This window comes from Porphyromonas crevioricanis, assembly GCF_900167225.1.
GTDB classification, from domain to species: Bacteria; Bacteroidota; Bacteroidia; order Bacteroidales; family Porphyromonadaceae; genus Porphyromonas; species Porphyromonas crevioricanis.
In genome coordinates this window covers 102,282-125,374 of record NZ_FUXH01000003.1, presented here as the reverse complement: position 1 = coordinate 125,374, position 23,093 = coordinate 102,282, and the positions used below count along the sequence as shown (strand labels likewise).

The following is a 23,093-nucleotide window of genomic DNA, read 5'->3' as shown; positions in this document are numbered from 1 at the left end:
TACAACACATGAGGGGTAATAACGGTAAGCTCTATTATATGCTAGCGATATTGCTGGCACATCTTCTTTGGTTGGGATATGCTTTGTTTTCAAAAGAGTCCGGAAGGGGGGGGACCTCAACTGTTTTTATTGCTATTTCTTCCATGGTTGTTCAGATTATATTGGGTTACCTGACATTTCGGAAACTATTGATTTTGGACGAAAAAGGGAGTAATCTCTTTCTTTTCTTGGCATTGTTACTTTATAGCAGCAATACGGAATTGATGTCAGGGGGGGGGATGTATATTTATGCTGCTCCTCTATTTATTCTCTCTCTGATTATTCTATTAGGAGCCTATCATACTGATGAGGGAAGTATCACGATCGCAAGCAGTGGCTTGTTATTCGGCTTCTCGGTGCCGCTGTGGCCTCCCGTGCTATATACTCTGCCTCTTTGGTTTTTGTTTTTGTATCTCCTTCGATCAGTGACTCCCAGGCAGATCGTTGCCTTTCTATTCGGGATGTTTTTGAGTTGGTGGTTGGCTTTACCTCTACTTTTTTTCTCTAAAGCGCGAGCTTTTCTCTTGGAGGGATGGATGCGAATGTCCAATTGGGCTTTTCCCAGCGAGGCTTTCAATACCTACACTCTGATTTCTCATTGGATTTATCCCTTGATACTGCTTTCTTCTCTGTTATGGGCTATATCTGCAACTCATTTAACTGTTCGGAAAGAAAAAGTTCGGATACGCTCTTTTTTTGCAATCCTCACTGTTTGGCCTCTTTACCTATTGCCTTTCTATCTCTTTTTGCCGAAAGAATCAGCCGGTATGCTTTACCTTTCGCTCTTGCCTTCAGCCGTACTTTTGGCGAAGGCTATAGAAACTGTAGCCAAGCGCTATCAGGCGTGGATTATAACAAGTCTGTGTACAGTGTTTATTGTCTTGTTAGTCTTGCAAACTTTTCTTGGTTGATTGTTAGAGGCTTTCCCTCGCTAGTTCATGAGCTCTCTCTGTAGATACTCTCTATATTCATCTCCCCCAAAAAAGGGGACGACCATTCAATATAGAAGAGCAACTTGCTAGCTCTTTTGCTTGCGTTTTGCTTGCTCTTTCTCTTTGAGTCGGTACTTACGCTCTTTTTCTCGTCCTTTCTGTTCTTTTTGACGCTCTTTGAGCTGCTGTTTGCGTTGCTTGGCACGCTCACGCTGTTCGCGCTTTCTTTGCTTGAGCCTTTCTTTTCTTTCGCGTTCTCTCTGTTTAAGCTCTTTGCGTCGTTCTTTTTCTTTTTGTTTTTTGAGCCTTTCGGCAGCCCTTTTCTCAGCCTTTTCTTGCTCTTTACGGGAGTTGTAGAGATGGCGTGTGTCTTCATAGGTCAGAGGTTCGGGCTTGGCTATATCTCGGCTTGGGAGAGGATTGGTAGAGACAGTATCGGCTGAGAGAGAAGGTTGTGCGGCAGGTAGAGCTATAGAGTCGTTGTTCTCTTCCTTGATGGAGCGATCAATATCGAACGTGAGGGGATTAGTTGGCAATATGCTGTCTGATTCGATTTTTCCGGATTGTTGTCTCGATTGCTTTTCGTCTGTTTTTTCTCCTAATTTCCTGCCGGAGACTGTCGCCCAGCGCATGAGAAGTAACTCCGGGTCTCTCCCTTGGAAATTCTCTTGAAGGAAGTTCATGTACTCAGCTAAGCTTCGGCCTTCATCAAGAAGCCTGGCATTGCTTTCGGAAATAGGAAATAGAATAGCTCTATCAGTTAATTTAGGCATATAGCCATCTGTATCGTACGCCTGTTTAATGTAATACCAAGCGACAGAGGCCGAAGGGAATGTGCGTATCATAATCTGCTCATATTCTCCCCGGCGACTGGGAATGGCATCCAAGGTATAACGTGTAAAACGAGCATAGTCAAAAGCACTCACAGCAAAGACAATGGCATTCCTGTCCATGCTGCCCGAGGGATAGAGCAGAATAGTACAATAGGGTTCGTTGTGCAAAGAAAATGGAGGAAGTATGGAGTCGACTTTCTCTGTAGCTGTCGGTCGTAGATCCCAATCCAATTCTTTGTACCCACCTTTGCTGATCTTTCGCCCATTGAGCAGTTGGGCAAGCATTGCTTGGGCCAGCTCTGCTACATCGCTTTTTTGTGTCAGTTGTACAACTTCTTGCAGACTGCGTTTGAATCCTTCATTATCTCCTTCCAATACATAGCATAGTGCATCGAGGAAAGCCATTTGAGGCAGTAATTCTGCTGTTGGATAGTTTTCTTGCAATTCCTTGTGTTTTCGACGTACTTCTTCGGGCTTCCCTTGCATATAAGCTTCATAGGCCTCTTGGTAGATCTTTTGTTCGTATTGCCGGATATTGCGGAGTTTATTAAGGTATTCCGGGTCCCTTAGAGCTTGAGCAAGCGGATCCTTGGGGTATTCGGACAAAATACGCTGGCGGTATGTCTCTGCTTGATTCGGCTGTCCAATTTGGCTGTAAAGCATATACAGTTTATATAGCACCTCCACTTTGTTGGAGACAGAGGGGAACCGATTCAGTAAGGCTTCGTAGGAGTGTATTGCTTCATCCGGAAGTTCCATCTGGTCTGAAAAGACCTGCCCCATGCCTTCTAACGCAGTTACCACAATTTGATTGGAGGCCTCCATCGCTTCTGGTGTCAGAGGAATATTACGCAGATAATAGGCCGGCTCAAAAGGATCGGATGCGCCTGCTTCGTTGGACGGAGCATCGGCACCATCAGGCGAAACAGAGGAGTTGTCTGTGTTAGAGGCATCAGAAGAAAGTCGATCAGTCATTTTGGAGTCGGACTCTATCTCATTTGGAGTAAAATCAATGTCCTTGCGTCTTCTGCGCCAATTGTCTTCGAGAGAACGCTGTCCCCATTTTTGTGTAAAGAGAGCCTTTCCTTGGGTGATCAATTGAGGATTGTAGAAGTAAAACTCTCCGCTGGTCGAACCGGGAACTTGTTGGAGAGACATGCCCGATGATCCTCTATTGCCTTGCCTATTGTCTTGTTGTGACAAGAAATCGTTTTGCTCTTGTTGAGCCAAAAGTCCTTCCCGCTCAGCTCTTTTCTCCGCCTCTCGTGCTGCTTTTTTTGCTGCTGCTATAGCACTGTCAATTACTGCCATGCGTTCTTTTTCGGGCATGGCTGCCAAACGTTGCAAACTGTCTTGTTCGTTGAGAGCTGCTACGTGCACTACCAAGGCATCCAGCTTGGTCGAGAGATCGTTTATGCGATCATAATCATGATGCAGCTTGTCCAGGCTCGATAGGGCTGCCGAGTAGGCTGGCTGTGCCTTGGTGTACAGCTTGCGTGCCATATAGATATCCCCCAAACGCAAATTGGCCAAAGCGTAGTCGGCTGCTTTGGCTTTGCTGGAGTCAGCAGCCAGATGATAGGCAGCCAGAGCCTTGGTGGTATCCGGCAGTCCCATGTACACATGTCCGACAGCAAGATAGATTTGATCTTGTACTTCGGTGTATTTGTATTGTCTGGCCATCCGTTCGAGCCGAGTTGCCACAGGTCGTGGATTGTCGCGCCCTTGTAGCTCCGTCTTGCGAATACGTGCGGCCAAATCCAACTCGAAAGGGGGATTTGATCTAATAACCTTGGAATAGGCCCGGACTGCTAAAAGGTAGTCTCCGCTTTGTTGAGCCAATTGCCCCAGAAGGTAGTGTATTCGTGCTTTTTGCAGCTTGTGCTTTTCTGCTTTTGCTGCTTGTTGCAAGAAGGGAATGGCCTCTTTCCATCTCTTTTGCCCAAGCATGTTTGCTGCCATGCACTGGTCGTATAGGCCGGGGAGACGTCTGGCAGGAGACTGTTCTGGAATCAGCTCCAAAACACGTTGCCCCTCGCTGATCCATCCCATGGCAATGTAACATCTCAGTTGCCATAGTCTTGCTGTGTCTCTCAGCTCTGTCTGTGTTTTGTATATACGGGCGATATAGGCAAACGTTGCCATCGCTTCCAGAAAATCTCCATTGTGGTACTGCGATTGTCCGAGCAACATCCATGCGTTGTGCAGGAATGGATTGTACTCGGTACGCTCCATGAAGGCTTTTTCTTTGGCAGATATTTTGGAGGAGGGTTCTCTTTCCGGTTTGCTTCGTATACTATGCAGGCTAATCGATTTACGAGCTTTCATGATAGCCGCATCAAAGGGGCCTCCACTTGTTTTCTTGGGTTCGGATGGGTTGTAGACAATCGGCTCCAGAGCTATAAGTTCCGAATAACTCTCTCGTCTTTGTTCGATGAGCTGATTATAAGCTTCTTCGTAGGCATTTTTGCCATTAAAATAGACATTGTAGCGTGTAGTGAAGCTGTGGTAAAACCGATTGTAGGCTGTATTCTTTTTGCTTGCACACCCCAAGAGTAGGAGAATAAAAATGATAAGCAAAACCAGAGATGCCCTCGGGTTTACTCCAAGTAAGACCGAGAGGATACGATGGCGTTGTCGAATGAGTTTCGTGTGCATGCAAATGGGGCGCGGTTGCCTATCGACTAAGAAAAGAATCGATGGCTATAGGGCTTACTTCTTATAGGGGTAATTTTTGTAGCCACCCTCCAGATTATAAACTTTCTTATAACCCAGACTGACAAGTATTTTGGCAGCTTTGGCTGAGCGAGCTCCTGAGCGGCAGTAGACAGCTAAATGGCAGTTTTTGTCGAGAGAGGCAATGGCTTTTTTCTCAAAATCGGGCTGGCGTACATCAATCATTATTGCGCGTTCCAGATGACCGGCTGCAAATTCGGCTTCGCTCCGGACGTCTACTATCTGCACTGTGGTGTCAGCCAGTAGTTTGGCAAACTTTTCGGCTGATACAGTTTCAAATCCATCGGCCTTGTCGAAGCTAACAAGAGACCAGAAGAGAAAAAGAGTAGAGACAATAAATAGGGGAAATGAAATCCTTTTCATATCAACAATTAATTAAAATCTTATAAAGTTATCTTATGTCTACTGCTCTACTCGGTATCTTCCTGCAGTACATCATTGTAATCCTGAAACAAAAAATCGTTGTACGGATACCTCTCTACGTGTATTTGCTTCACACGTTCGTAGAGCAGCGATTTGAGCATATCCATCCCTCGCATGTCCTTGGCAGACACAAAGAGACAATCCGGCCCCGCTTGCGCCATCCAAGTTTGTCGGAGTTGTTCCAAGCTGATGTTTTCTTTCGTCATGGGCGTAAGGTCATCTTCCTCTTTGAGAACAAACGTGAAAGCATCTATTTTATTGAATACGAGTATTGAGGGCTTGTCTTCTCCATCTAAAATCTCTTTAAGAGTCTGCTGCACAACTTGGATTTGTTCCTCAAAATTGGGATGCGAAATATCCACCACGTGTACCAATAAATCAGCTTCTCGGACTTCGTCCAATGTGCTCTTGAAAGACTCTACCAATTGGGTCGGCAGCTTGCGGATGAAACCGACTGTATCGGATAGCAGGAAAGGGAGGTTGTGTATGACCACTTTGCGCACGGTCGTATCCAGTGTTGCAAAGAGTTTGTTTTCAGCAAAAAGATCAGTTTTGGAGAGAACATTCATCAAAGTTGATTTTCCCACATTGGTGTAGCCTACCAATGCGACACGTACCATTTTACCCCTGTTTTTACGCTGCACGGTCTTTTGTTTGTCAATATCTCGCAATTGTTCTTTTAAGCGAGCTATCTTGTCCAACACGATACGGCGGTCTGTTTCCAACTGCGTTTCTCCGGGGCCTCTCATCCCTACACCTCCACGTTGTCGCTCCAAGTGGGTCCACAAACGGGTCAGACGAGGTAGCATATATTGATACTGCGCCAGCTCCACTTGGGTCTTGGCGTGTGCCGTCTGTGCCCGTGTAGCGAAGATATCCAAAATCAAGCCTGTACGGTCGATTACCTTGATTTTGAGTGCCAGCTCAATATTGCGAATCTGTTTGGGGCTTAGTTCATCATCAAATATAATGACACCGACTTCGTGTTCCTCTATATAAGATGCAATCTCTTCCAATTTGCCTTTACCAACAAATGTGGTAGAGTTAGGTAGATCGAGTTTTTGCGTAAAGCGTCGGAGGGTGGTCAATCCGGCTGTTTCAGCCAGAAATTCCAGCTCATCAAGATTTTCCTTTACCTGTTCGTCAGTCTCGGTCTGAGAGATTAGCCCCACAAGCACGGCTGTTTCGCTCTTGAGGGTGGAGATTACAAATTCTTTCATACAGACACAAAGATAATTGAGACTGCGAAATGAAAGCCTGTCAGCAAATGAGTCTCACGGCAGTATAACCAAAGAAGATGAGCCAAATGAAGAGAAGCAAGGCCAATAAGAAGGGTTTGAATCCGGTTTCACGGAATCGGCGAAATCCGGCATCGCTACCCAGAGCAGCCATAGCCATGGTGAGAGCAAAGGTATCAGCCTGTTCGATGTATTTGCCCATTTGCTGAAATGAGTCTGAGAAGTCGTGCATCTGTGCCATCTGTCCCAGCCATGAGTTAAGAATGATCACTAATAAGAACCAAATAGCAAACCAGGGAATAGATATTTCACGACGACCGGAATATTCTTGCTTTCGGCGACCTGTGAAAAAACTGAGCAGAAGCAGAAATGGAGCCAACAAAATGACACGTATCATCTTCGTAATAGTGGCCAAGTTGGCAATTATGGGGTTGTCCATCGCAGCCCCTGCTCCGGCCACATGGGCTACCTCGTGCAGCGTAGAGCCGGTATAGATGGCCAGCTGATGTTCGCTGAGAGAGGATAGCAATCCCGAGTGGTACAAGGCCGGATAGAGGAACATCCCCATGGTACCAAATAGTACTACTGTCGATACGGCTATCACCGTTTTGTAGGGTTTGTCACCAAGTACTGGCTCTGTGCCAAGCACAGCTGCTGCTCCACAGATAGCAGAGCCGGAAGCGGTAAGGATACTGAGATTACGATCTAATCGGAACAGGCGTCCGAGTCCCGTTCCCAATAGTATTACAGAGCTTACCACCAGACCATCCACCAATAATCCTTGCCACCCTACGGCTGCCACATCGTTGAGAGTAAGACGAAATCCGAAGCAGACAATTGCTATCCTCAGGATATTTTTTGCTGTGATCCTGAGCCCAGGTTCCCAGGAAGCCGGTAGTTTGCTGCGGAAAGTATTGGCATATATCATTCCCAGAAGGATACCTATAATCAGAGGACTGATATGTAGAGAACGAAAAGGGGGAAGGGCGGATAGTACGAATGCGACTACGGAGAAAAGCATCATTAGGAGTATTCCTCCCATTATGCCTGCTATGGATTTGTCTTTCATTGGATGTTAGATTTGCACAAGTCACGGAGGGGGACATTTTACTTTGCCCCCACTCAATTCGGGCGCAAAGATATTACTTGGAACCAAATTTCCCATTCCCTCTTAGTGCTGATCCAGTTTGCCTTCGTACTCGTCTGCATATCACAATGGTTGGATGTCTTGAATGCTGAGGGAAAGCAGCATTAACAATGCTATTAAACTTGCTCCACGAATATCTTTGCACGACGGGCTATTAGACTGTACCTTTGTGCTGCTATCGTGGGGCTTAGCTCCAATATGCATTGAAAAAGCATCTATGGGAAAAATAATCTTTGTAAGCGGAGGGCAACGTTCCGGTAAGAGTCTTTTTGCCGAACGTCTGGTCTTGGCTGAATCGGACTGTCCGGTCTATGTGGCGACAGCCGAGGTGCATGATGCAGATTTTGCTGACCGTGTAAGAAAACATCAGGAGCGTCGTGGAAGCTCCTGGACCAATATTGAAGAAACCAGACAAATTGGGGCTCTTGGTTTGGCCGGCCGTGTTGTATTGGTAGACTGCTTAACCCTCTGGGCAAGCAATCTCTTTTTTGATTACGAAGCAGAGGGAATAGACAAAGCATGGACTCAAATGCAAGAAGAGCTTGATCGCTTGCTAAGCAAAAGTCAGGCTGATCTGCTCGTATTGGTGAGCAATGAAATAGGGTTGGGAGGAACTTCTGCCAATCGGATGCAGCGCAAATTTGCCGATTTACTGGGCTGGGTCAATCAGTATGTGGCATCCAGAAGCGATGAGGCCTACTTGATAGTATCCGGCCTGCCACTGCGCTTGAAATAAATTGCCTCTGCCCTAAATTCGAGGTAGGGAAATTGCATGATCGATACTTTTTTACTCACATCATAAATGCAGCTATGATACCTTTTCATCCCACACTGCCGGACGAGACTCTTAGACCGGCCGTTATTGACAAAATCAATAATCTGACCAAGCCCAAAGGTTCCCTCGGCTTACTCGAATCGTTGGCTGAGCAGATTTGTATGATTCAGCACAGTCTGTCTCCCCATTTAAGTTGTCCTACCAATCTCCTTTTCGGGGCAGACCACGGAGTGGAGGTTGAAGGTGTAAGTCTTTCGCCTCGTTGCGTCACTTGGCAGCAAATGCTACACTTCATGGGAGGCAAGGGAGCCGGCATTACTTTTTTGTGCAACCAGCATAATTTCCGTTTGGTATTGGTGGATGCTGGAGTTGATTATGATTTCCCACGAGAGTGCAGCATTATTGATCGAAAAGTGCGCAAAGGGACACATAATTATCTTTACCAATCAGCTATGAGTCGGGAAGAAATGGAGCGTTGTCTTCGTGACGGAGCTGCCGAAGTGGATAAGCTACGCCAGAGTGGATGCAATATCCTCTCTATTGGTGAGATGGGGATTGGCAATACCTCTGCATCCTCTCTTTGGATGTCGTGTCTGGCTGATATAGATCTACCAGTGTGTGTCGGGGCAGGCAGCGGGCTCGATGACAAGGGAGTTGCACACAAATTGGATATCCTTACTCGTTCGCTCGCTCGTTTCAAAGGAAATCGTCACGATGTCTATGCTGTGATGAGTGAGTTTGGAGGATTTGAAATGGTGATGGCTGTCGGGGCTATGCTTAGGGCGGCGGAGTTGCATATGGTGATTTTAGTGGATGGCTTTATCATGTCCGCCTGCATGCTGGCAGCCTCTTTTATTGCTCCGGAAGTATTGGCTTATGCCATTTTTGCTCATACCGGTCAAGAATCGGGGCACAAGCATCTTTTGGCCAAAATGCAGGCACGGCCGATCCTTAACTTGGGTCTAAGATTGGGAGAAGGGTCGGGGGCCGTGTGTGCCTATCCAATCGTGGAGAGTGCTGTGAGGATGGTCAATGAAATGGATTCTTTTGTCCATGCCTCGGTAAAGAAGTACTTCGACTGAGGCGAATTGTAGCAGACTGTCTCCTTTCTTTGCTAAATCCAGATTTATATTCCATAAAGCGTTGCATGGGTTTCTGTGCGACGCTTTTTCTTTTTTTTGAAAATTAGTCGTTCTTCCCTTAAATATCCTTCTTACTTCTTGATATTCAGTAAATTATTCTACAAAACTCCTTTGATAAATCTGCAAGTTTTCTTTCCCTTCATAGTAGGAAACATGCAGATTTTTATGATTAAAGGGAGCAATTCTATACGACTTTCGGGTCTTTGTATTGTCAGAACAATGGTCGCTCCGGTAAGCTGATTCGTTTGATGTGTGGCTTGTTTCTTCTCAAGCAACCTATTCTCTATCAATCTATTTCAATAACGAAAGATCTGTCCATGGCGAAAGAAGTTTCCAAAGTCATTGAGCAATCGAGCAAGAGCTTAGGAGTTTCTCTGGAAAAGCTTAGGTGCTTTCGATAGAAAGCTTTATTGCTTTTTCCCGAAAGCTAAGAAGCTTTCGATGTCCTCATTCGGAGCTTCCCGGAAAAGATGCCGAGCGATCGACAAAAAGATATTGAATTATCGGGCAAAAGATACGGCGCAATCGAGAGAATCGGGTGCTTATCAAAATAATAAGCGAGGTGCCATTTGCCAATGCTCTCTCGCTTAAAGAAGCTCTTTAAGGGACGACTAAATAAAAAATACTGTGAGAGTGCTGCTATCTCTCCTCTTCGTGTTGTCTCGTCTGGAGTTGTTCTATTCGCTCTGCTATCCGTGCTTCCATAGCCGTGTGCTTCTGTCCTTGCCAGAACTTCTCCCGGATGGCTGCATCCGGAAGGTATTGTTGGGAAACATAGTGTCCTGGGAAGTCATGTGCATACTTGTATCCTTGACCATATCCCAATTGCTGCATCACCCGATTCGATGCATTTCGCAAGTGGAGAGGTACAGGCAAATTTCCGCTTTGCTGTACATAGTCGAGAGCTTTGTCAATAGCTGTATAAGCAGAATTGCTTTTCTCGGCTGTCGCCAGATAGATAGTCGCCTCAGCTAGTGGGATTCGGCCTTCTGGCCAGCCAATACGCTCTACCGCTTCTGCTGCCGAGACAGCCAATAATAGTGCGTTGGGATTGGCTAAGCCAATGTCTTCGGCTGCCGATATGATCAGTCTCCGTGCGATGAACTTGGGGTCTTCTCCGCCAGCAATAAGTCTTGCAAGCCAGTAGATAGCAGCATCGGGATCACTCCCTCGAATACTTTTGATAAGGGCAGATGCTATGTCATAGTGCAAATCACCTCCCTTGTCAAAAGCGGTGGGATTTGCCTGTATGCTCTTTTGTACTCTCTCGTTGGTAATGATCAGCCGATCTCCTGTTTCCGAGGATAGCAGCAGGTCAAGTATATTGAGCAGCTTGCGGGCATCTCCCCCGGCATAGTGGATGAGTGCTTCTGTCTCTTGGAGTTCGCAGTGTTTGGCCTTGAGTTGTGCATCATTCTCGATTGCCCGTTTAGTCAGCTGTATGATATGTTCGTCTTGCAAAGGCTTGAGTACATATACCTGGCATCGTGAGATCAAAGGACGGATCACTTCAAATCCGGGATTCTCCGTCGTTGCTCCTATTAGTGTGAAAACACCGCGTTCGACAGCAGCGAGTAAGGAGTCTTGTTGGTTTTTGCTGAAGCGGTGTATCTCGTCTATGAAAAGGATTGGCCGATGGGGAGAAGCAAAAAGATTGGAGCCGGCCGACTGCATTCTTTCGATGACCTGCCGTACCTCTTTTACTCCCGAAGAGGTTGCCGACAGGGTATAAAAGGGTATTTCTGCTGTATGGGCAATGATCTCGGCTAAAGAGGTTTTGCCCACACCAGGAGGCCCCCACAAAATCATCGATGGGATTTGTTTGCGCTCTATCATGCTCCGCAGAGCAGTCCCCGGAGCTATCAGGTGCTCCTGTCCGATGTAGTCGGCTAAAGTTTTGGGCCGCATTCGCTCGGCCAATGGGACATTGGTAGTCATGCCACTAAGTTAAGCCAATCTTCCGGGGTTATGGTCGATCAATATACCGAGCAGTAAAGGTCTCTTCGTCCATGATTTCTATTCCAAGAGCCAGAGCCTTTTCCTGCTTGGCAGGTCCCATATTCTCTCCGGCCAAGAGAAAAAAGGTTTTGCTGGATATACTCGAAGACACTTTTGCTCCAAGTCGCTCCAGCAGAGTCTTATATTCTTCTCTACTATGGCGAGCGAAAACCCCACTTATCACTACAGTACGCCCTTGCAGTAATTGCCCTTCTTTGAGCGTTTCCCCCCGTGTCTCCTCGAAATCCTCTTGAGGAGGGTTGAGACAAACACCGGCAGCTGAGAGCCGATCGATCAACTCCCGGTTGAGAGGGTCAGCAAAGAAGTCTACGATGGAGCGTGCAATGACTTCTCCGATGTCAGGTAAGCGGCATAGTTCCTCGAAGCTGCTTTGGGCAAGGCGATCTATAGACCGGAAAGTAGCAGCCAGACGGCGTGAAACGGTCTCTCCTACATGAAGAATACCCAAACCGAAGATCAAAGCTGAGAGAGGTCTGTGTTTGGAGGTCTCTATGGCTGCAACCAGTTTTTTACTGGCTTTGGTGGCAAAACCGGGGAGTAGGAGTAAATCTTCGGAGCGCAGGTTGTAGAGGTCGGCCACATCGCAGACCAAGCCCAGAGCATATAGCCGTTCGATCGTTTCAGGACCGATGTTTATGTCGGCAGCCTTTCGTGAGGCGTAGTGCTCTATACGGGCTTTTTGTTGTGTAGGGCAATTGCGCCGATTGGGGCAATAATAGGCTGCCTCTCCTTCAAAGCGCATCAGTTTGCTTCCACAGTCAGGGCAATGAGATATGAATGTAATGGGGCTGCCCTCACTACTCCTGATTTCTGTATCGACACTCACGATCTTGGGGATAATCTCTCCCCCCTTCTCTATGTATACATAATCTCCGCTATGCAAGTCGAGGGCACGTATAATGTCGGCATTGTGCAATGAGGCGCGCTTGACTACTGTACCACTGACCAGTACCGGCTCCAAATTGGCTACCGGTGTGATGGCCCCGGTACGTCCGACCTGATATTCCACCGAAAGTAGGCGAGTACGCACACGTTCGGCTTGGTATTTATAGGCGATGGCCCAGCGAGGGCTTTTGGCGGTGTAGCCCAGTCGCTCTTGCTGCTCTTTGGAGTCTACTTTGAGTACTACTCCATCTGTTGCCACAGGTAGGTCTTTTCTACGAATATCCCAATACGACAGAAAGTCGTAGACTTCTTCCAATGAGTGGCAACATCCTACTGCTTCCGATACTTTGATCCCCCATTCTTTGCAATGCTGTAGTCGGCTGTAGTGACTGTCGTCCAACTCCGTGTTGCCCGGCAGGTAGTAGAAGTATGCATCTAAGTTCCGTTCGGCTACGATAGCTGGATCAAGCTGCTTTAGTGTACCGCTGGCTGCATTGCGAGGATTGGCAAAAGGAGGTTCTCCTTGCTCGATGCGAATACGGTTGAGTCGCTCAAATTCAGCAAATGGAAGTAGGATTTCTCCCCGGACTTCTAATTCATCGGGATATCCTGCTCCCCTTAGCCGCAGAGGAATAGAGCGAATGGTACGTACGTTGGCTGTTACATCATCACCTTGTAGACCATCTCCCCGAGTGACAGCCTGCTTCAATACACCTTGTCGATAGATGAGAGAGATGGAGAGCCCATCGAATTTCAACTCGGCTGTGATTACGAAAGCTTCTCCACCGAGGGCTTCAGATACCCGGTGGTAGAAAGCTGCTACTTCTCCGTATTCATAGGTATTGCTGAGCGAAAGCATTGGGTAGCGATGTGCGACCAAGCGAAATCCTTCCGATCTATCGGCACCGACACGTTGCGTGGGGGAATCTGCTGTTATGAGTTCCGGGTGAGATGTTTCGAGTTCCTCCAGCTGTTTCATCAAGGCATCGTATGCCTGGTCGCTGATAAGTGGTGCCGAGCGTACATAGTAGAGGTATTCGTGTTGCCTGATTTCCTCACGCAGACGGGTTATTTGTTGAGCTGTGGATTCCATTCCGCTTTCGAGCCGAGAACAATATGATATAGTAGAAAGGTTTGCAGATATATCGAGAACGAGGAAAGACCTCTGCCTCTACATTTCTGTCCGAAGCAAAGGTCTTTCCTTTGATTTAGTTTTAGGGAAGTGTTCTTAGTTCCCCTTTCGTGACAAGCAGCAACTTATTCGGTTGCCATTTCCTTCTTCAGATCGTAGAAATCAGGATTTTCGGGCATTGTCTTGTCCTGATTGAGCATCTGTACCTTTTCAGGCATTACCAAGAACATGTCGTTGGTCTCGTTGTTGAGCAACAGGGTGTCGGCATTGAGGACAAAGCTACCGTTGGTAGTCTCATCAGCCATTTCGGCATTTTGAGTATAGTGTACTAACTTGCTCCAAGACTTGTCCTGATTCAATGTCAAAGTCACCTGGGTCTCGCTCTTGGCATTAGCACCGGGTATTGTATCTGTATAGGTGCCTACGAGGGCAGCTACTGCGGTTGAGTCTGCTACGAAAGCAGCTCTCTCTGCTGCGGCGATACTGTCTTGTGTAGCGTCGTTAGTTGTCTTGTTACCGCCACAAGCAACGAGGGTAGCTGCAATAGCTACAACGGATACCAACTTTTTCATTTCAAAAAACTCCTTACTCATTAAGATAGATTAAACTAAAAAGAACTTCTCGTTTGGCGGAGGAGGCTCGCAGGGTTTAGGAACGGCCTACGAAAAAAAGTCTCCGACACCGGGGCAAAGCTACAATAATATTTCAGAAATTATTCCAATGCAGTTCACTTCTCATCGACAAAACTCCCCTATAAGCAGCGACATACATCCGCCTACACTGAGATTTGATTAGCTTTGAGGAGTACATCATACAATAGATTAAAACAGCTTATGGAAACAAAAAAGAAAGCCCGATTGGTAGTCCTTACTGGAGCCGGCATGAGTGCCGAGAGCGGGATCTCTACTTTTAGAGACAGCAATGGGCTGTGGGAAAATCATCGTGTCGAGGATGTTGCTTCGATAGAGGGATTTGAGCGAAATCCAGAATTAGTTCTGGACTTCTATAATGCCAGGCGCAGAGCATACAAGGGCTGTGATCCTAATGAGGGGCATCGCATATTGGCTCAGTTGGAGGAGCAGTACGAAGTGAAAATCATTACTCAGAATGTAGATGATCTGCACGAGCGTGCAGGGAGTAGTTCTGTGATACATCTACACGGAGAACTGATGAAAAACAGAAGTGTGCGTACAGACCGGGTACTCTATGATGTAGATCTCGACAATCCCGACCTCCATGTAGGAGATTTGGCCCCTGATGGCAGTCAGTTACGTCCGTTTATCGTATGGTTCGGAGAACCTGTGCCTATGATAGAGCCAGCGATACAACTTGCTCAAACGGCCGATATATTCGTGGTGGTCGGCACTTCACTTGTGGTTTATCCTGCAGCTGGCTTGCTCAACTATGTGCCACGAGGCTGTCCTATATACCTGATTGACCCCCAACCTGTAGCTGCCACAAGAGCCGGAGTACAGCACATACAGGCAAAGGCGACTACCGGTTTGGCTCAACTTAGGGCAGTGTTGCTCAATAGACAGTAGCCGATATGGCAACTCAGGCAGCGGCTTGCGCTGCAGTAGACTTTGTAGAGCTGTATCAGCCCTTGACTTTGTAGCATATTGGTTGGCTTCACAACGGAGGGAACAAAAAACCGGGTGTAGCGATTTTGTTCGGCTGGCATTTGCTCAAGGAGTCTTTTTGCCCGTTCTCGATAAGAGTTATCTTTTCTGATATGCCCATAGGCAGAGAGTAGGGGACAGAGCACATTGGCTATTATCAGCTGACGAGTGTTGCGGCTTATTCCCTGCTCCTTTATCTCCGGCCTTGTTGTGCTGAAAGAATAATGGGTGAGCCAATAAGGTGATACTCTCACTTGGTCGAATACGGCTTCGGCCTCCTCTACACAGGAAGCTGACATGAGACGGCTAAAGAGAAATTCGTGTTTGTGGAGCAAGGCTGCAAATTGAGCTATACGAATGGTTGGGAATGCAGCGGGGCGGATTCGTAGCATACGTATACAGCCCGCAGGTAGAGGGCTCAATCCGTATTTGTGAGCCAGGAAGCAGTATTCCCTGTCAAGCTGCTCTACATAGCGAATAGTGTCTTCGTCCGCCTCCCCGAGAGTAGACGGATCGGGTATCAGACCGGCTATACCGTACAGCATTGCTTCTATTTGCAGCAGTTGTCCGCGTTGCTTGCGGATATAGGAATAGGGCAGGTGTCGTGCCAGTTGCTCAAAGGCTTCTGCATTTACATTGCCACCAAGGTAGCGAGCGAGCAGGATATAGGTTAGCTCATTCCAGTCTGTTTGCAGAGGTAAGAGCATCTGGCTGATTTGTTCGGCTTTTCGGTCAAGGCGTTCCCCTGCCAACTGGAGTAACCAATGTTGCCATTCCCCTTCTTGTATCCGGTCTTTTTCGGCTATGCAAGCCGGACTTTTTGAGCGGCTGAGAAGTTCGCCGGCCAGACGTTGCATGGCTCCCGGTATAGAGATTCGTGCTGTAGGTAGGGGTGAGCCATTCGCATGGTAGACGGGTACATCGTCTTGCAGCACGATGTGTAGGATTACGTTGTCGTACGCCGGATCTCTGTCATGTTTGTGTGTGTACCAATCGGAGCTTTTCTTGTGTATCTCTACACATCCGACCATCTCCGCCTCACCTATCTTGATGGAGGCATTGAAAAAGTCCGGTCCGGCATCTATGTTCAGTTCTCCCGGAGACAGAACAGACACCGCCTGTCCGGCCTCCGTCCCATTTACATAGACAAGAGAGTCGTACAGGCGGTACCTGAAAGCATAGTGCAAGAGCTTCTCTTCCACTTTGTCTCCTATATTCTCGGCTAAAGAGAGGACTAGTTGTAGTCGTCTCCGAACTGTAGTGCCGTGTCAGCCACGAAGTGCTTGATTCGTTGCTCTTGGTCTTGTTTACATATCAAGAGTACGTTGTCGCTCTCTGCCACGATGCAGTTGTCTATACCTTGCACTACGACCACTCTATCGGGGTTGTCCAATGCCACAAGGTTCCCTTTGGCTTCGTAAAAGAGAGCTTTGCTCTTGAGAGCCACATTTGCATTCTTGTCTGGACTTCCCAATTCGTAGAGAGCTCCCCACGTCCCCAAGTCTGCCCAACCGAAGTCCACCGGCATAACGAGCACGTTCTCAGCTTTCTCCATTACTCCGTAGTCGATAGAGATGCTTGGGCAACGTGGAAAACGATCTTTGATAAAGGTCTTTTCCTCTTCGCTGCCATATATATCTGTCCTATCCAGTTGTGAGGCTACTTCCGGTAGATGCTGTGCAAAGGCTTCTGTGATAGTGGCTATGTTCCACACGAACATACCACTGTTCCACAAAAACTCACCGGAGGTATAGAAAATCTTAGCCATCTCCAGATCGGGCTTCTCAGTGAAGGTTTTTACCTTGAACAAGTGATCACTTGCCCGATCGGAAACCTGGATGTATCCGTATCCTGTTTCGGGTCTGGAGGGTTTGATACCAAGGGTTATAAGGCTGGGGTGGGCAGCTACATGATCCAAAGCTCGATTTGCAGCCAATGCAAAATCCTCCTCTTTGAGTATGAGGTGGTCGCTGGGGGCTACCACTACGTTGGCCTGAGGATCTATCGAGCGGATATAATACATGGCATAGGCAATGCAAGGAGCCGTATTGCGTCTGCACGGCTCACCCAAGATGCGAGAAGGCAGAATTTCCGGCAGTTGGGCCTGCACTTTGTCTACATAGGCCTCATTGGTTACTACGAAGATATTTTCTTGAGGAATAAACTTGGCGAAACGGTCGAAAGTCATTTGCAGCAATGAGCGGCCGGTACCAAAGAAGTCGAGGAACTGCTTGGGTTGTTGCTCCCGGCTGAAGGGCCAAAAGCGACTTCCAATGCCGCCGCCCATAATCACGCAATAATTAGCCATGGTGAAATGCTTTATACTTGTGTTATGCTTCGAGTTATCTCATCCTGCGCTTGGTGATAAGTCCCCAAACCCAGAGAAGGACTACGGCTCCCAGTGTAGAGACAATCAGCTGTGGCCAGAATGTATGTCCTCTGTGAAGCCCGAATAGCTCCACAAGAGCTCCGCCTATGGAGCCACCAATGAGGCCTACGATTAAATTCCAAATAAACCCTAAGCCTTTGCCTCGTGTGATCAGCCCGGCGATACAGCCGGCCAGGAGGCTTACAATGATTGTTCCTATCCAGGACATAATCCAAAAAACTTGTATTGATTAAAACTTCCTCAAGCTGAGGCTTGCAGTAGTGCGGTTTTCTCATCCGCAAATTGTGTAAGCCAAAGGTAGTCTTTTTTGTCTTGCTCTGCGAGAGAACCGATACTTATGAAAAATGTAGCATACGTTCGATCGGTAAAATCGCCTTGCTGCGAATATTCTCGGGAACGCGCACTTCGTGTTGCTCGTAGAGAAGGGCATTACGGAGATCTTCCAGACTTGTCAGCTTCATGTATTCGCAGCAATGTTCGGTGCTGATAGGAATGAAAGTCTTGTCCGGGTACTTGCGACAAAGTTCAGCCAGGGTGTCCGGCTCCGTAGCAATGACAAAGGTGTCTTTGCTCGAATGTTCCGGATGCTTCATGATACCGGTTGTCGATCCGACAAAACATCGTGGATGCTTCAGTATATCTTCATCGGTACAAGCAGCCGATTCGGGATGAATGAGCATATCCGCCGCCGGATAGTCATGTAGATACTTCTGCACCAGCTCTGAAGTGATGTAGCGATGTACATAGCAGTCTCCTTGCCAAATATCCATTTCTCTACCCGTAACCTTTCGGATATATTCTCCCAAATGCTTATCCGGCCCGAAGAGCATTGGTACATCTTTGGGCAAGGCTTCCACCACTTTCAGCGCATTGGCAGAAGTGACACAGTAGTCGGTTTCGGCTTTTACCTCTGCGGTCGTATTTACATAGCTCACGACCAGTCCTCCGGGATGATATTTCTTCCAAGTAGCTAAGCCTGCTGCCGTCACACTCTCGGCCAGAGTGCAGCCGGCATTGGGTGTGGGGATCAGCACCTTTTTCTCGGGAGAGATGATTGCTGCCGTCTCGGCCATGAAATGTACACCGCAGAAAACGATTACATCGGCTTTTGTGTTGGCTGCCTGTTGCGATAAGCCCAGCGAATCGCCCAAATAGTCCGCTATCTGTTGTATCTCGGGGCGTTGATAGTAATGCGCCAGGATCACGGCATTACGCTTCGCCTTTAGTTCTTCGATCTCACGGTACAAAGCCTCGTGTTGCCCGCTGTGGAGAGGGGTAGATGTCATGTCTCAATTGTTCTGTACAAAGTTCATACTGATGTCCAAGGCCTTTACGGTGTGGGTAATGGCTCCTACACTGATGTAGTCCACACCGGTTGCAGCAACTTGAGCGATGCGCTCCAGAGTAATGTTCCCCGAAGCCTCTGTCTTGGCCTTATGTCCTATGATGTCTACGGCCTGCTTCATCATTTCACAACTCATATTGTCAAGCATGATAATATCTGCTCCCACGGCTACAGCCTCCTTTACCTCTTCGAGTGTCGAAGTTTCCACTTCGATAAGGATAGATATAGGCAGTTGCTTGCGGGCGTTGCGGACAGCAGCGGTAATACCTCCAGAGATCTTGATATGATTGTCCTTGAGCATTGCCATATCATATAACCCCATACGGTGGTTAAGCCCTCCCCCATGTCTTACAGCCATTTTGTCTGTGTATCGGTGTCCGGGCAATGTCTTTCGGGTGTCGAGCAGACGAGTTCCTGTCCCTTCTATGGCTGCCACCAATTGGTTGGTTGCAGTCGCTATTCCGGACATACGTTGCATGAAATTCAGCATGGTTCGTTCTGCGGAGAGCAATACGTTGTATTTGGCTTTCATCCGGATCAACTCCTGGCCGGGATGTACCCGGTCCCCATCGTTTACTAATGGGGTAAATTCATTCTCTCCCAGATAATTTAGTACCCGATGGGCAACTTCTATCCCGGAAATGATTCCTTCGGCTTTGGCCGAAATAATGGCTGTAGCCTCTTCTTGGATGGGAATAATGGCCTCGGTTGCCACATCCCCGGTGAAAATATCTTCACGAAAAGCTAACTTGATCAGATCATCGAGTCTTTCCTGAAGGATCGAACTATTCTGTTGCATAGTTTACAGCTACTTGAGATATAGTAGTTTGGTTGATGACACTTCTATATGTCTGTTCGGGTGGTAGGGTAGTAGGGTAATCGCTACGGTAATGTCCACCACGGCTCTCTTTCCTTTCCAGAGCAGCCTGAGCTATGGATAGAGCTATTCTATGGCGGTGGTAAATCATCCTGGCGGACAGGAGGTTACTTGTATCGGGTTCGATAAGTTGCATTTGCTCCTCTATCTGTACGATAGCTTTTTTCAGAGAGGTTTCGTCTCTAATAATCCCGACATGGCGCATGAGCAAATTGCCAAGAGCTGACATTAGGGTAGCTCCTTGCCGGGTCTGCCAATGTTCTTCGACTTGGGGAGATGCAACTGAAAACGAAGGCTTGTCTGTACCTAAGTCGCGAGGGAGGGTCTTGGCAAGCGATGTGATAGCATCGGTAATACGACGACCGAAAACCAAACATTCGACGAGAGAATTGGACGCCAGCCGATTTGCCCCCATCACACCTGTGGAGGCTACCTCTCCCACTGCATACAAGTTGGACACAGAGGTTGCGCCATCCGGATCGACAACAATCCCTCCTACAGTGTAGTGAGCTGCCGGAGCTACCGGTATTTGTTGGGTAATATTCAGGCCCACATCCTTGCAATGCTGTGCTATAGAAGGGAAGCGGGAGCGAATGAGATTCGGATCGAGATGATTGAGAGAAAGAGTAACACAGGGTGTTTTGTCTTGCTCCATTTGTCGGAAGATAGATCTTGCGACGATGTCTCTTGGGGCAAGTTCGGCGAGAGGGTGTTTTTCGAGCATGAACCTCTTCCCTTCTTTGTTCAGCAGATAAGCTCCCTCTCCACGTACAGCTTCGCTGATAAGAAAAGAGGGCTTGTCGGGGAGGTAGAGTGCTGTCGGATGAAATTGCACAAACTCCATGTCAGCCAATGAAGCCCCGGCATACAGGGCGAGAGCCAAACCATCCCCCAATGTGGTGGGGGGATTGGTGGTAGGCCGATAAAGTGCTGCAGCTCCACCTGTGGCCAAAACAACAGCTGAAGCGTAGAAAGCTTCGGGCGAACAGTCTCCCTCCCGATAGACCCAACAGCCGATACAGTGGGCAGATCGGATGATCAATTCGGCCACGAAGTGGTGGTCGAAAATCTCAATCTGCTTGCTGCGATGCACTTCGCCAATCATGAAGGTCGTTACCAGACGTCCTGTGGCATCTCCTCCAGCGTGTAAAATTCGTTTGTGGTGATGACCTCCTTCCAAACCCAAAGCTAAATGGCCGGGAGATTCGGTATCGAAAGCCATACCTAAGGAGATAAGCTCTTCTATTCGTTCCGGAGCTTCTTCGGCCAGCATTCTTACAGCTTCGGGCTTACATAGCCCACGGCCTGCCTCTATCGTATCCCGGTAGTGTTCGTAGGGAGTATCCCCAACATCTACTACAGCTGCCATACCTCCTTGAGCGTAGTACGAATTGCTGTCTTCCAGCGAGGCTCGGGCGATCAGAGCAACCCGCCCTTTTCGAGACAAGCGGTAAGCTGTGTACAAACCTGCCAGACCTGCCCCTACTACCATATAATCGAACACCTTCATATCGCCTGACGAAAAATCGTATCGGGGGCAAAAGTAACTCTTATTTATATATGAGAGCCTTGCACTTTCTCTGTAAAACCTCCATAAAACTTATCCTATTGAATTTCTATTATGCGGAGGATGTTGCATAAGCTGCACATCGCCTCTTTATTTTGTAAGATGTGATTTAGCCTTTCTTCCAAGTAAACTCTCGATTAGTTGTATTCCTGCTCTTAGTAACTCGTTCTATGCCTATACTGAGTAACCTTGTAGATTTGACAACAAAGCTTTGCCTTAGTCATAGTGCTCTATTAAAGTGTGTGAAAGAGAAACGATGGTACAATCGGAGGTCAAATCATGTCTTGAAGTCCTCTCTTGTATATTCGGAATAGAGTTAAAAAATGTTCTTTCCGAGTCTCCCTTTTCCTTAGAGAAAACAGCCGAAAATAGCTCTTTTTGCTCGCTTGGAACATCCTCTGTATCTGTATCTTATGCTGCAGTCAAAATAACACAGGAGAGAATGAAATTTCTCTCCTGAGAGAATTTTTGCTAACACAGGAGAAAAAGTTTGCTCTCACAGGAGATATTTTTTCGTCTCTCGGTAGCCATTTTTATGCAGGATGGAATATATCCAAAAGACAACTTTGGTTTACTTTAATTTATTACTCTCTATGCTTATTTATTGCATTGTCTTTGTCCGGTATTTCGGAGATCTGGGAGTAGTCTATTTGTTTGCTTTTCTTTGTAGATAGAAGTTTGTGTAAAAAGCCTGATTTGTACCGAAGAATGCGCAATTTGTCTTAATCGGATGAATTGGATTTGCTGTTCTTTTGTGGAAGGAGGCAGTGATGTTGTCCAGTTGCTCCAGAAACTCTGACTCCTTGTTTTTTAGAGAAGGAGATGGAGGGAGCAAAGTTGTTAGTAAGGGGGATAATAAGAATTTGTTGTTATTGATTTGAAAAATCTCAGGATTGTTTCATTTTTCCTCTTTTATTTGGAAACCTAAAAAATACGATGTTATGAGAACAATGAAACGACTATCGATCGCTGTTGCTATTCCTTTTTTGTAGCAATTACAGCATCTGTTGGAGAGACCAAAATTCAGAATTTGAGTCATGCTGCACAGAGTGGTTCCGTGCAAGAGGTCGAAGGTGAGACCAATTTGCGAGAAAATCAATGCCGGGTATTTTTCCCCATGGAGGTTGGCAATATCCGTGAGGTGACCAATTATAATGCCAAGGGCAAGGTAACTGGTAGTGTTCGTCAAGAAGTAAAGCAAGTGAGCAAGACTCCACAAGGGGTGAGAGTTTCTGTATTTAATACCATGTATGATAAGAAAGGAGAGGTCATATCATCCGGGGAGATTGCAATGCAATGTCAGGATAATGAATTTCATGCCGATGCCAAACTCTTGCTTGATCCTAATACAATGGGACCATTCAAGAATATGGATGTGCAGGTCGAAAGTGTTGATATTATCTATCCCTCGAAGATGTATGTTGGCCAATTGTTTCCCGAAGCACAGGTGTCAGTCAGAGCTACCATGTCGGGGGTGTCTCTCCCTCCTATCAGTATACGAGCTATGGATAGGAAAGTCCTTGCCATTGAAAGTGTCACGACCCCAGCAGGTACATTCGAGTGCTACAAGATTGGCTATGAAATACAAGTGAAGGCTCTTTTATCCCAAAAAATGAGAGGGACAGAATGGATTGCCGAGGGGGTTGGTATGGTCAAGAGTGAGTCTTATGACAAACGAGGGAAATTGGTTGGCCAGACAGTCTTGACTCTTATGAAGTAAAGCCTCATTGCTCTGTCTTAGACTTTTCTGAGACCAGTTGTACGTGGGCCAAAAGACTCTTCAAAACAGTCTTTTGGCCCACTTTCGTAAGAAGGTAATTAGGAAAGCTATTGAGAGGAGCGTTTCAGAGGGTATACATTAGACTCAAGCGACCAAATTCGGACATCGATAAAGAGCAACGAGTGCCCTTTGTTGCACAATGCTACTTCCCCTATTGAGGAGTGTTATCTTGAATACTTGAATAAAAAAAGTTGTGCACCGGATTTTTCTCCGAT

Annotated in this window: 18 protein-coding genes; 5 read left to right on the top strand and 13 right to left on the bottom strand. The window is 47.1% G+C overall.

The annotated features are described in order from the left end of the window. Positions 1-38 precede the first annotated feature (38 nt). The gene (locus B5D48_RS02705) at positions 39-950 is read left to right on the top strand and encodes a hypothetical protein (RefSeq protein ID WP_036887982.1); all 912 of its coding nucleotides are present in this window, start codon (positions 39-41) and stop codon (positions 948-950) included. A gap of 107 nt (positions 951-1,057) precedes the next feature. Here the strand turns inward: B5D48_RS02705 and porW are convergent, their stop codons facing one another. The 4 genes from porW to B5D48_RS02685 are packed head-to-tail and all read right to left on the bottom strand — an operon-like array spanning position 1,058 to position 7,270. Beyond that, positions 1,058-4,462 (bottom strand): type IX secretion system periplasmic lipoprotein PorW/SprE, encoded by a 3,405-nt coding sequence (porW, locus tag B5D48_RS02700; RefSeq protein WP_023936210.1) that lies wholly within the window; start codon positions 4,460-4,462, stop codon positions 1,058-1,060. A 54-nt stretch (positions 4,463-4,516) separates the two neighbouring features. Continuing rightward, a complete protein-coding gene (locus tag B5D48_RS02695; RefSeq protein ID WP_023936211.1) occupies positions 4,517-4,903 on the bottom strand; it encodes a rhodanese-like domain-containing protein in 387 nt (128 codons plus the stop codon). 47 nt (positions 4,904-4,950) lie between these two features. Beyond that, complete coding sequence (hflX, locus tag B5D48_RS02690) at positions 4,951-6,183, bottom strand: GTPase HflX (RefSeq protein WP_023936213.1); 1,233 nt, start codon at positions 6,181-6,183, stop codon at positions 4,951-4,953. A gap of 40 nt (positions 6,184-6,223) precedes the next feature. Beyond that, positions 6,224-7,270, bottom strand: coding sequence for a YeiH family protein (locus B5D48_RS02685; RefSeq protein WP_023936215.1), 1,047 nt, complete (start codon positions 7,268-7,270; stop codon positions 6,224-6,226). A 295-nt stretch (positions 7,271-7,565) separates the two neighbouring features. Between B5D48_RS02685 and B5D48_RS02680 the strand changes: the two genes are divergently transcribed. Together B5D48_RS02680 and cobT are read left to right on the top strand one after the other, a co-directional pair. After that, positions 7,566-8,084 carry a bifunctional adenosylcobinamide kinase/adenosylcobinamide-phosphate guanylyltransferase gene (locus B5D48_RS02680; protein ID WP_023936217.1) on the top strand — a complete coding sequence of 173 codons (519 nt, stop codon included), beginning with the start codon at positions 7,566-7,568 and terminating at the stop codon, positions 8,082-8,084. A 74-nt stretch (positions 8,085-8,158) separates the two neighbouring features. Continuing rightward, a complete protein-coding gene (gene cobT / locus B5D48_RS02675; RefSeq protein WP_023936221.1) occupies positions 8,159-9,205 on the top strand; it encodes a nicotinate-nucleotide--dimethylbenzimidazole phosphoribosyltransferase in 1,047 nt (348 codons plus the stop codon). Between the two features lie 699 nt (positions 9,206-9,904). Here the strand turns inward: cobT and B5D48_RS02670 are convergent. From B5D48_RS02670 to B5D48_RS02660, 3 genes are all read right to left on the bottom strand, one after another. Next, a complete protein-coding gene (locus B5D48_RS02670) occupies positions 9,905-11,203 on the bottom strand; it encodes a replication-associated recombination protein A (RefSeq protein WP_023936228.1) in 1,299 nt (432 codons plus the stop codon). A 28-nt stretch (positions 11,204-11,231) separates the two neighbouring features. Then, complete coding sequence (gene ligA, locus B5D48_RS02665; RefSeq protein ID WP_023936229.1) at positions 11,232-13,262, bottom strand: NAD-dependent DNA ligase LigA; 2,031 nt, start codon at positions 13,260-13,262, stop codon at positions 11,232-11,234. Positions 13,263-13,426: 164 nt separating this feature from the next. Next, positions 13,427-13,873 (bottom strand): copper resistance protein NlpE N-terminal domain-containing protein, encoded by a 447-nt coding sequence (locus B5D48_RS02660; RefSeq protein ID WP_023939722.1) that lies wholly within the window; start codon positions 13,871-13,873, stop codon positions 13,427-13,429. A 261-nt stretch (positions 13,874-14,134) separates the two neighbouring features. Here B5D48_RS02660 and B5D48_RS02655 point away from each other — a divergent pair, with 261 nt between their 5' ends. Next, positions 14,135-14,842, top strand: a complete 708-nt coding sequence (locus B5D48_RS02655; protein ID WP_023936231.1) for an SIR2 family NAD-dependent protein deacylase — start codon at positions 14,135-14,137, stop codon at positions 14,840-14,842. On the opposite strand, the gene B5D48_RS02650 is transcribed toward B5D48_RS02655, so the two are convergent. From B5D48_RS02650 to nadB, 6 genes are all read right to left on the bottom strand, one after another. Further along, positions 14,809-16,122, bottom strand: coding sequence for a DUF2851 family protein (locus B5D48_RS02650; protein ID WP_023936232.1), 1,314 nt, complete (start codon positions 16,120-16,122; stop codon positions 14,809-14,811). The genes B5D48_RS02655 and B5D48_RS02650 overlap by 34 nt on opposite strands. A gap of 32 nt (positions 16,123-16,154) precedes the next feature. Further along, complete coding sequence (locus B5D48_RS02645; RefSeq protein WP_023936233.1) at positions 16,155-17,228, bottom strand: mannose-1-phosphate guanylyltransferase; 1,074 nt, start codon at positions 17,226-17,228, stop codon at positions 16,155-16,157. Between the two features lie 34 nt (positions 17,229-17,262). Beyond that, positions 17,263-17,517 (bottom strand): GlsB/YeaQ/YmgE family stress response membrane protein, encoded by a 255-nt coding sequence (locus B5D48_RS02640; RefSeq protein WP_023936234.1) that lies wholly within the window; start codon positions 17,515-17,517, stop codon positions 17,263-17,265. A 127-nt stretch (positions 17,518-17,644) separates the two neighbouring features. Beyond that, positions 17,645-18,595 (bottom strand): quinolinate synthase NadA, encoded by a 951-nt coding sequence (nadA, locus tag B5D48_RS02635; RefSeq protein WP_023936235.1) that lies wholly within the window; start codon positions 18,593-18,595, stop codon positions 17,645-17,647. Between the two features lie 3 nt (positions 18,596-18,598). After that, complete coding sequence (nadC, locus tag B5D48_RS02630) at positions 18,599-19,453, bottom strand: carboxylating nicotinate-nucleotide diphosphorylase (protein WP_023936237.1); 855 nt, start codon at positions 19,451-19,453, stop codon at positions 18,599-18,601. Further along, entirely contained in the window at positions 19,440-21,041 is a 1,602-nt protein-coding gene (gene nadB, locus B5D48_RS02625) for an L-aspartate oxidase (RefSeq protein ID WP_023936239.1), read from the bottom strand. Before nadB ends, nadC begins: the two co-directional genes overlap by 14 nt. 1,087 nt (positions 21,042-22,128) lie before the next feature. Here nadB and B5D48_RS02610 point away from each other — a divergent pair. After that, on the top strand, positions 22,129-22,818 hold the full coding sequence (locus tag B5D48_RS02610; protein WP_023936248.1) for a TapB family protein: 690 nt from the start codon (positions 22,129-22,131) through the stop codon (positions 22,816-22,818). Positions 22,819-23,093 lie beyond the last annotated feature (275 nt).

What these genes read in the sequence shown, in the direction of transcription:
- B5D48_RS02680 (WP_023936217.1), top strand. Translation starts at nt 7,566, where the DNA reads ATGGGAAAAATAATCTTTGTAAGCGGAGGGCAACGTTCCGGTAAGAGT.
- B5D48_RS02670 (WP_023936228.1), bottom strand. Translation starts at nt 11,203, where the DNA reads ATGACTACCAATGTCCCATTGGCCGAGCGAATGCGGCCCAAAACTTTA.
- porW (WP_023936210.1), bottom strand. Translation starts at nt 4,462, where the DNA reads ATGCACACGAAACTCATTCGACAACGCCATCGTATCCTCTCGGTCTTA.
- hflX (WP_023936213.1), bottom strand. Translation starts at nt 6,183, where the DNA reads ATGAAAGAATTTGTAATCTCCACCCTCAAGAGCGAAACAGCCGTGCTT.
- B5D48_RS02695 (WP_023936211.1), bottom strand. Translation starts at nt 4,903, where the DNA reads ATGAAAAGGATTTCATTTCCCCTATTTATTGTCTCTACTCTTTTTCTC.
- B5D48_RS02655 (WP_023936231.1), top strand. Translation starts at nt 14,135, where the DNA reads ATGGAAACAAAAAAGAAAGCCCGATTGGTAGTCCTTACTGGAGCCGGC.
- B5D48_RS02660 (WP_023939722.1), bottom strand. Translation starts at nt 13,873, where the DNA reads ATGAAAAAGTTGGTATCCGTTGTAGCTATTGCAGCTACCCTCGTTGCT.
- B5D48_RS02645 (WP_023936233.1), bottom strand. Translation starts at nt 17,228, where the DNA reads ATGGCTAATTATTGCGTGATTATGGGCGGCGGCATTGGAAGTCGCTTT.
- cobT (WP_023936221.1), top strand. Translation starts at nt 8,159, where the DNA reads ATGATACCTTTTCATCCCACACTGCCGGACGAGACTCTTAGACCGGCC.
- nadB (WP_023936239.1), bottom strand. Translation starts at nt 21,041, where the DNA reads ATGAAGGTGTTCGATTATATGGTAGTAGGGGCAGGTCTGGCAGGTTTG.
- nadC (WP_023936237.1), bottom strand. Translation starts at nt 19,453, where the DNA reads ATGCAACAGAATAGTTCGATCCTTCAGGAAAGACTCGATGATCTGATC.
- B5D48_RS02685 (WP_023936215.1), bottom strand. Translation starts at nt 7,270, where the DNA reads ATGAAAGACAAATCCATAGCAGGCATAATGGGAGGAATACTCCTAATG.
- nadA (WP_023936235.1), bottom strand. Translation starts at nt 18,595, where the DNA reads ATGACATCTACCCCTCTCCACAGCGGGCAACACGAGGCTTTGTACCGT.
- B5D48_RS02705 (WP_036887982.1), top strand. Translation starts at nt 39, where the DNA reads ATGCTAGCGATATTGCTGGCACATCTTCTTTGGTTGGGATATGCTTTG.
- ligA (WP_023936229.1), bottom strand. Translation starts at nt 13,262, where the DNA reads ATGGAATCCACAGCTCAACAAATAACCCGTCTGCGTGAGGAAATCAGG.
- B5D48_RS02640 (WP_023936234.1), bottom strand. Translation starts at nt 17,517, where the DNA reads ATGTCCTGGATAGGAACAATCATTGTAAGCCTCCTGGCCGGCTGTATC.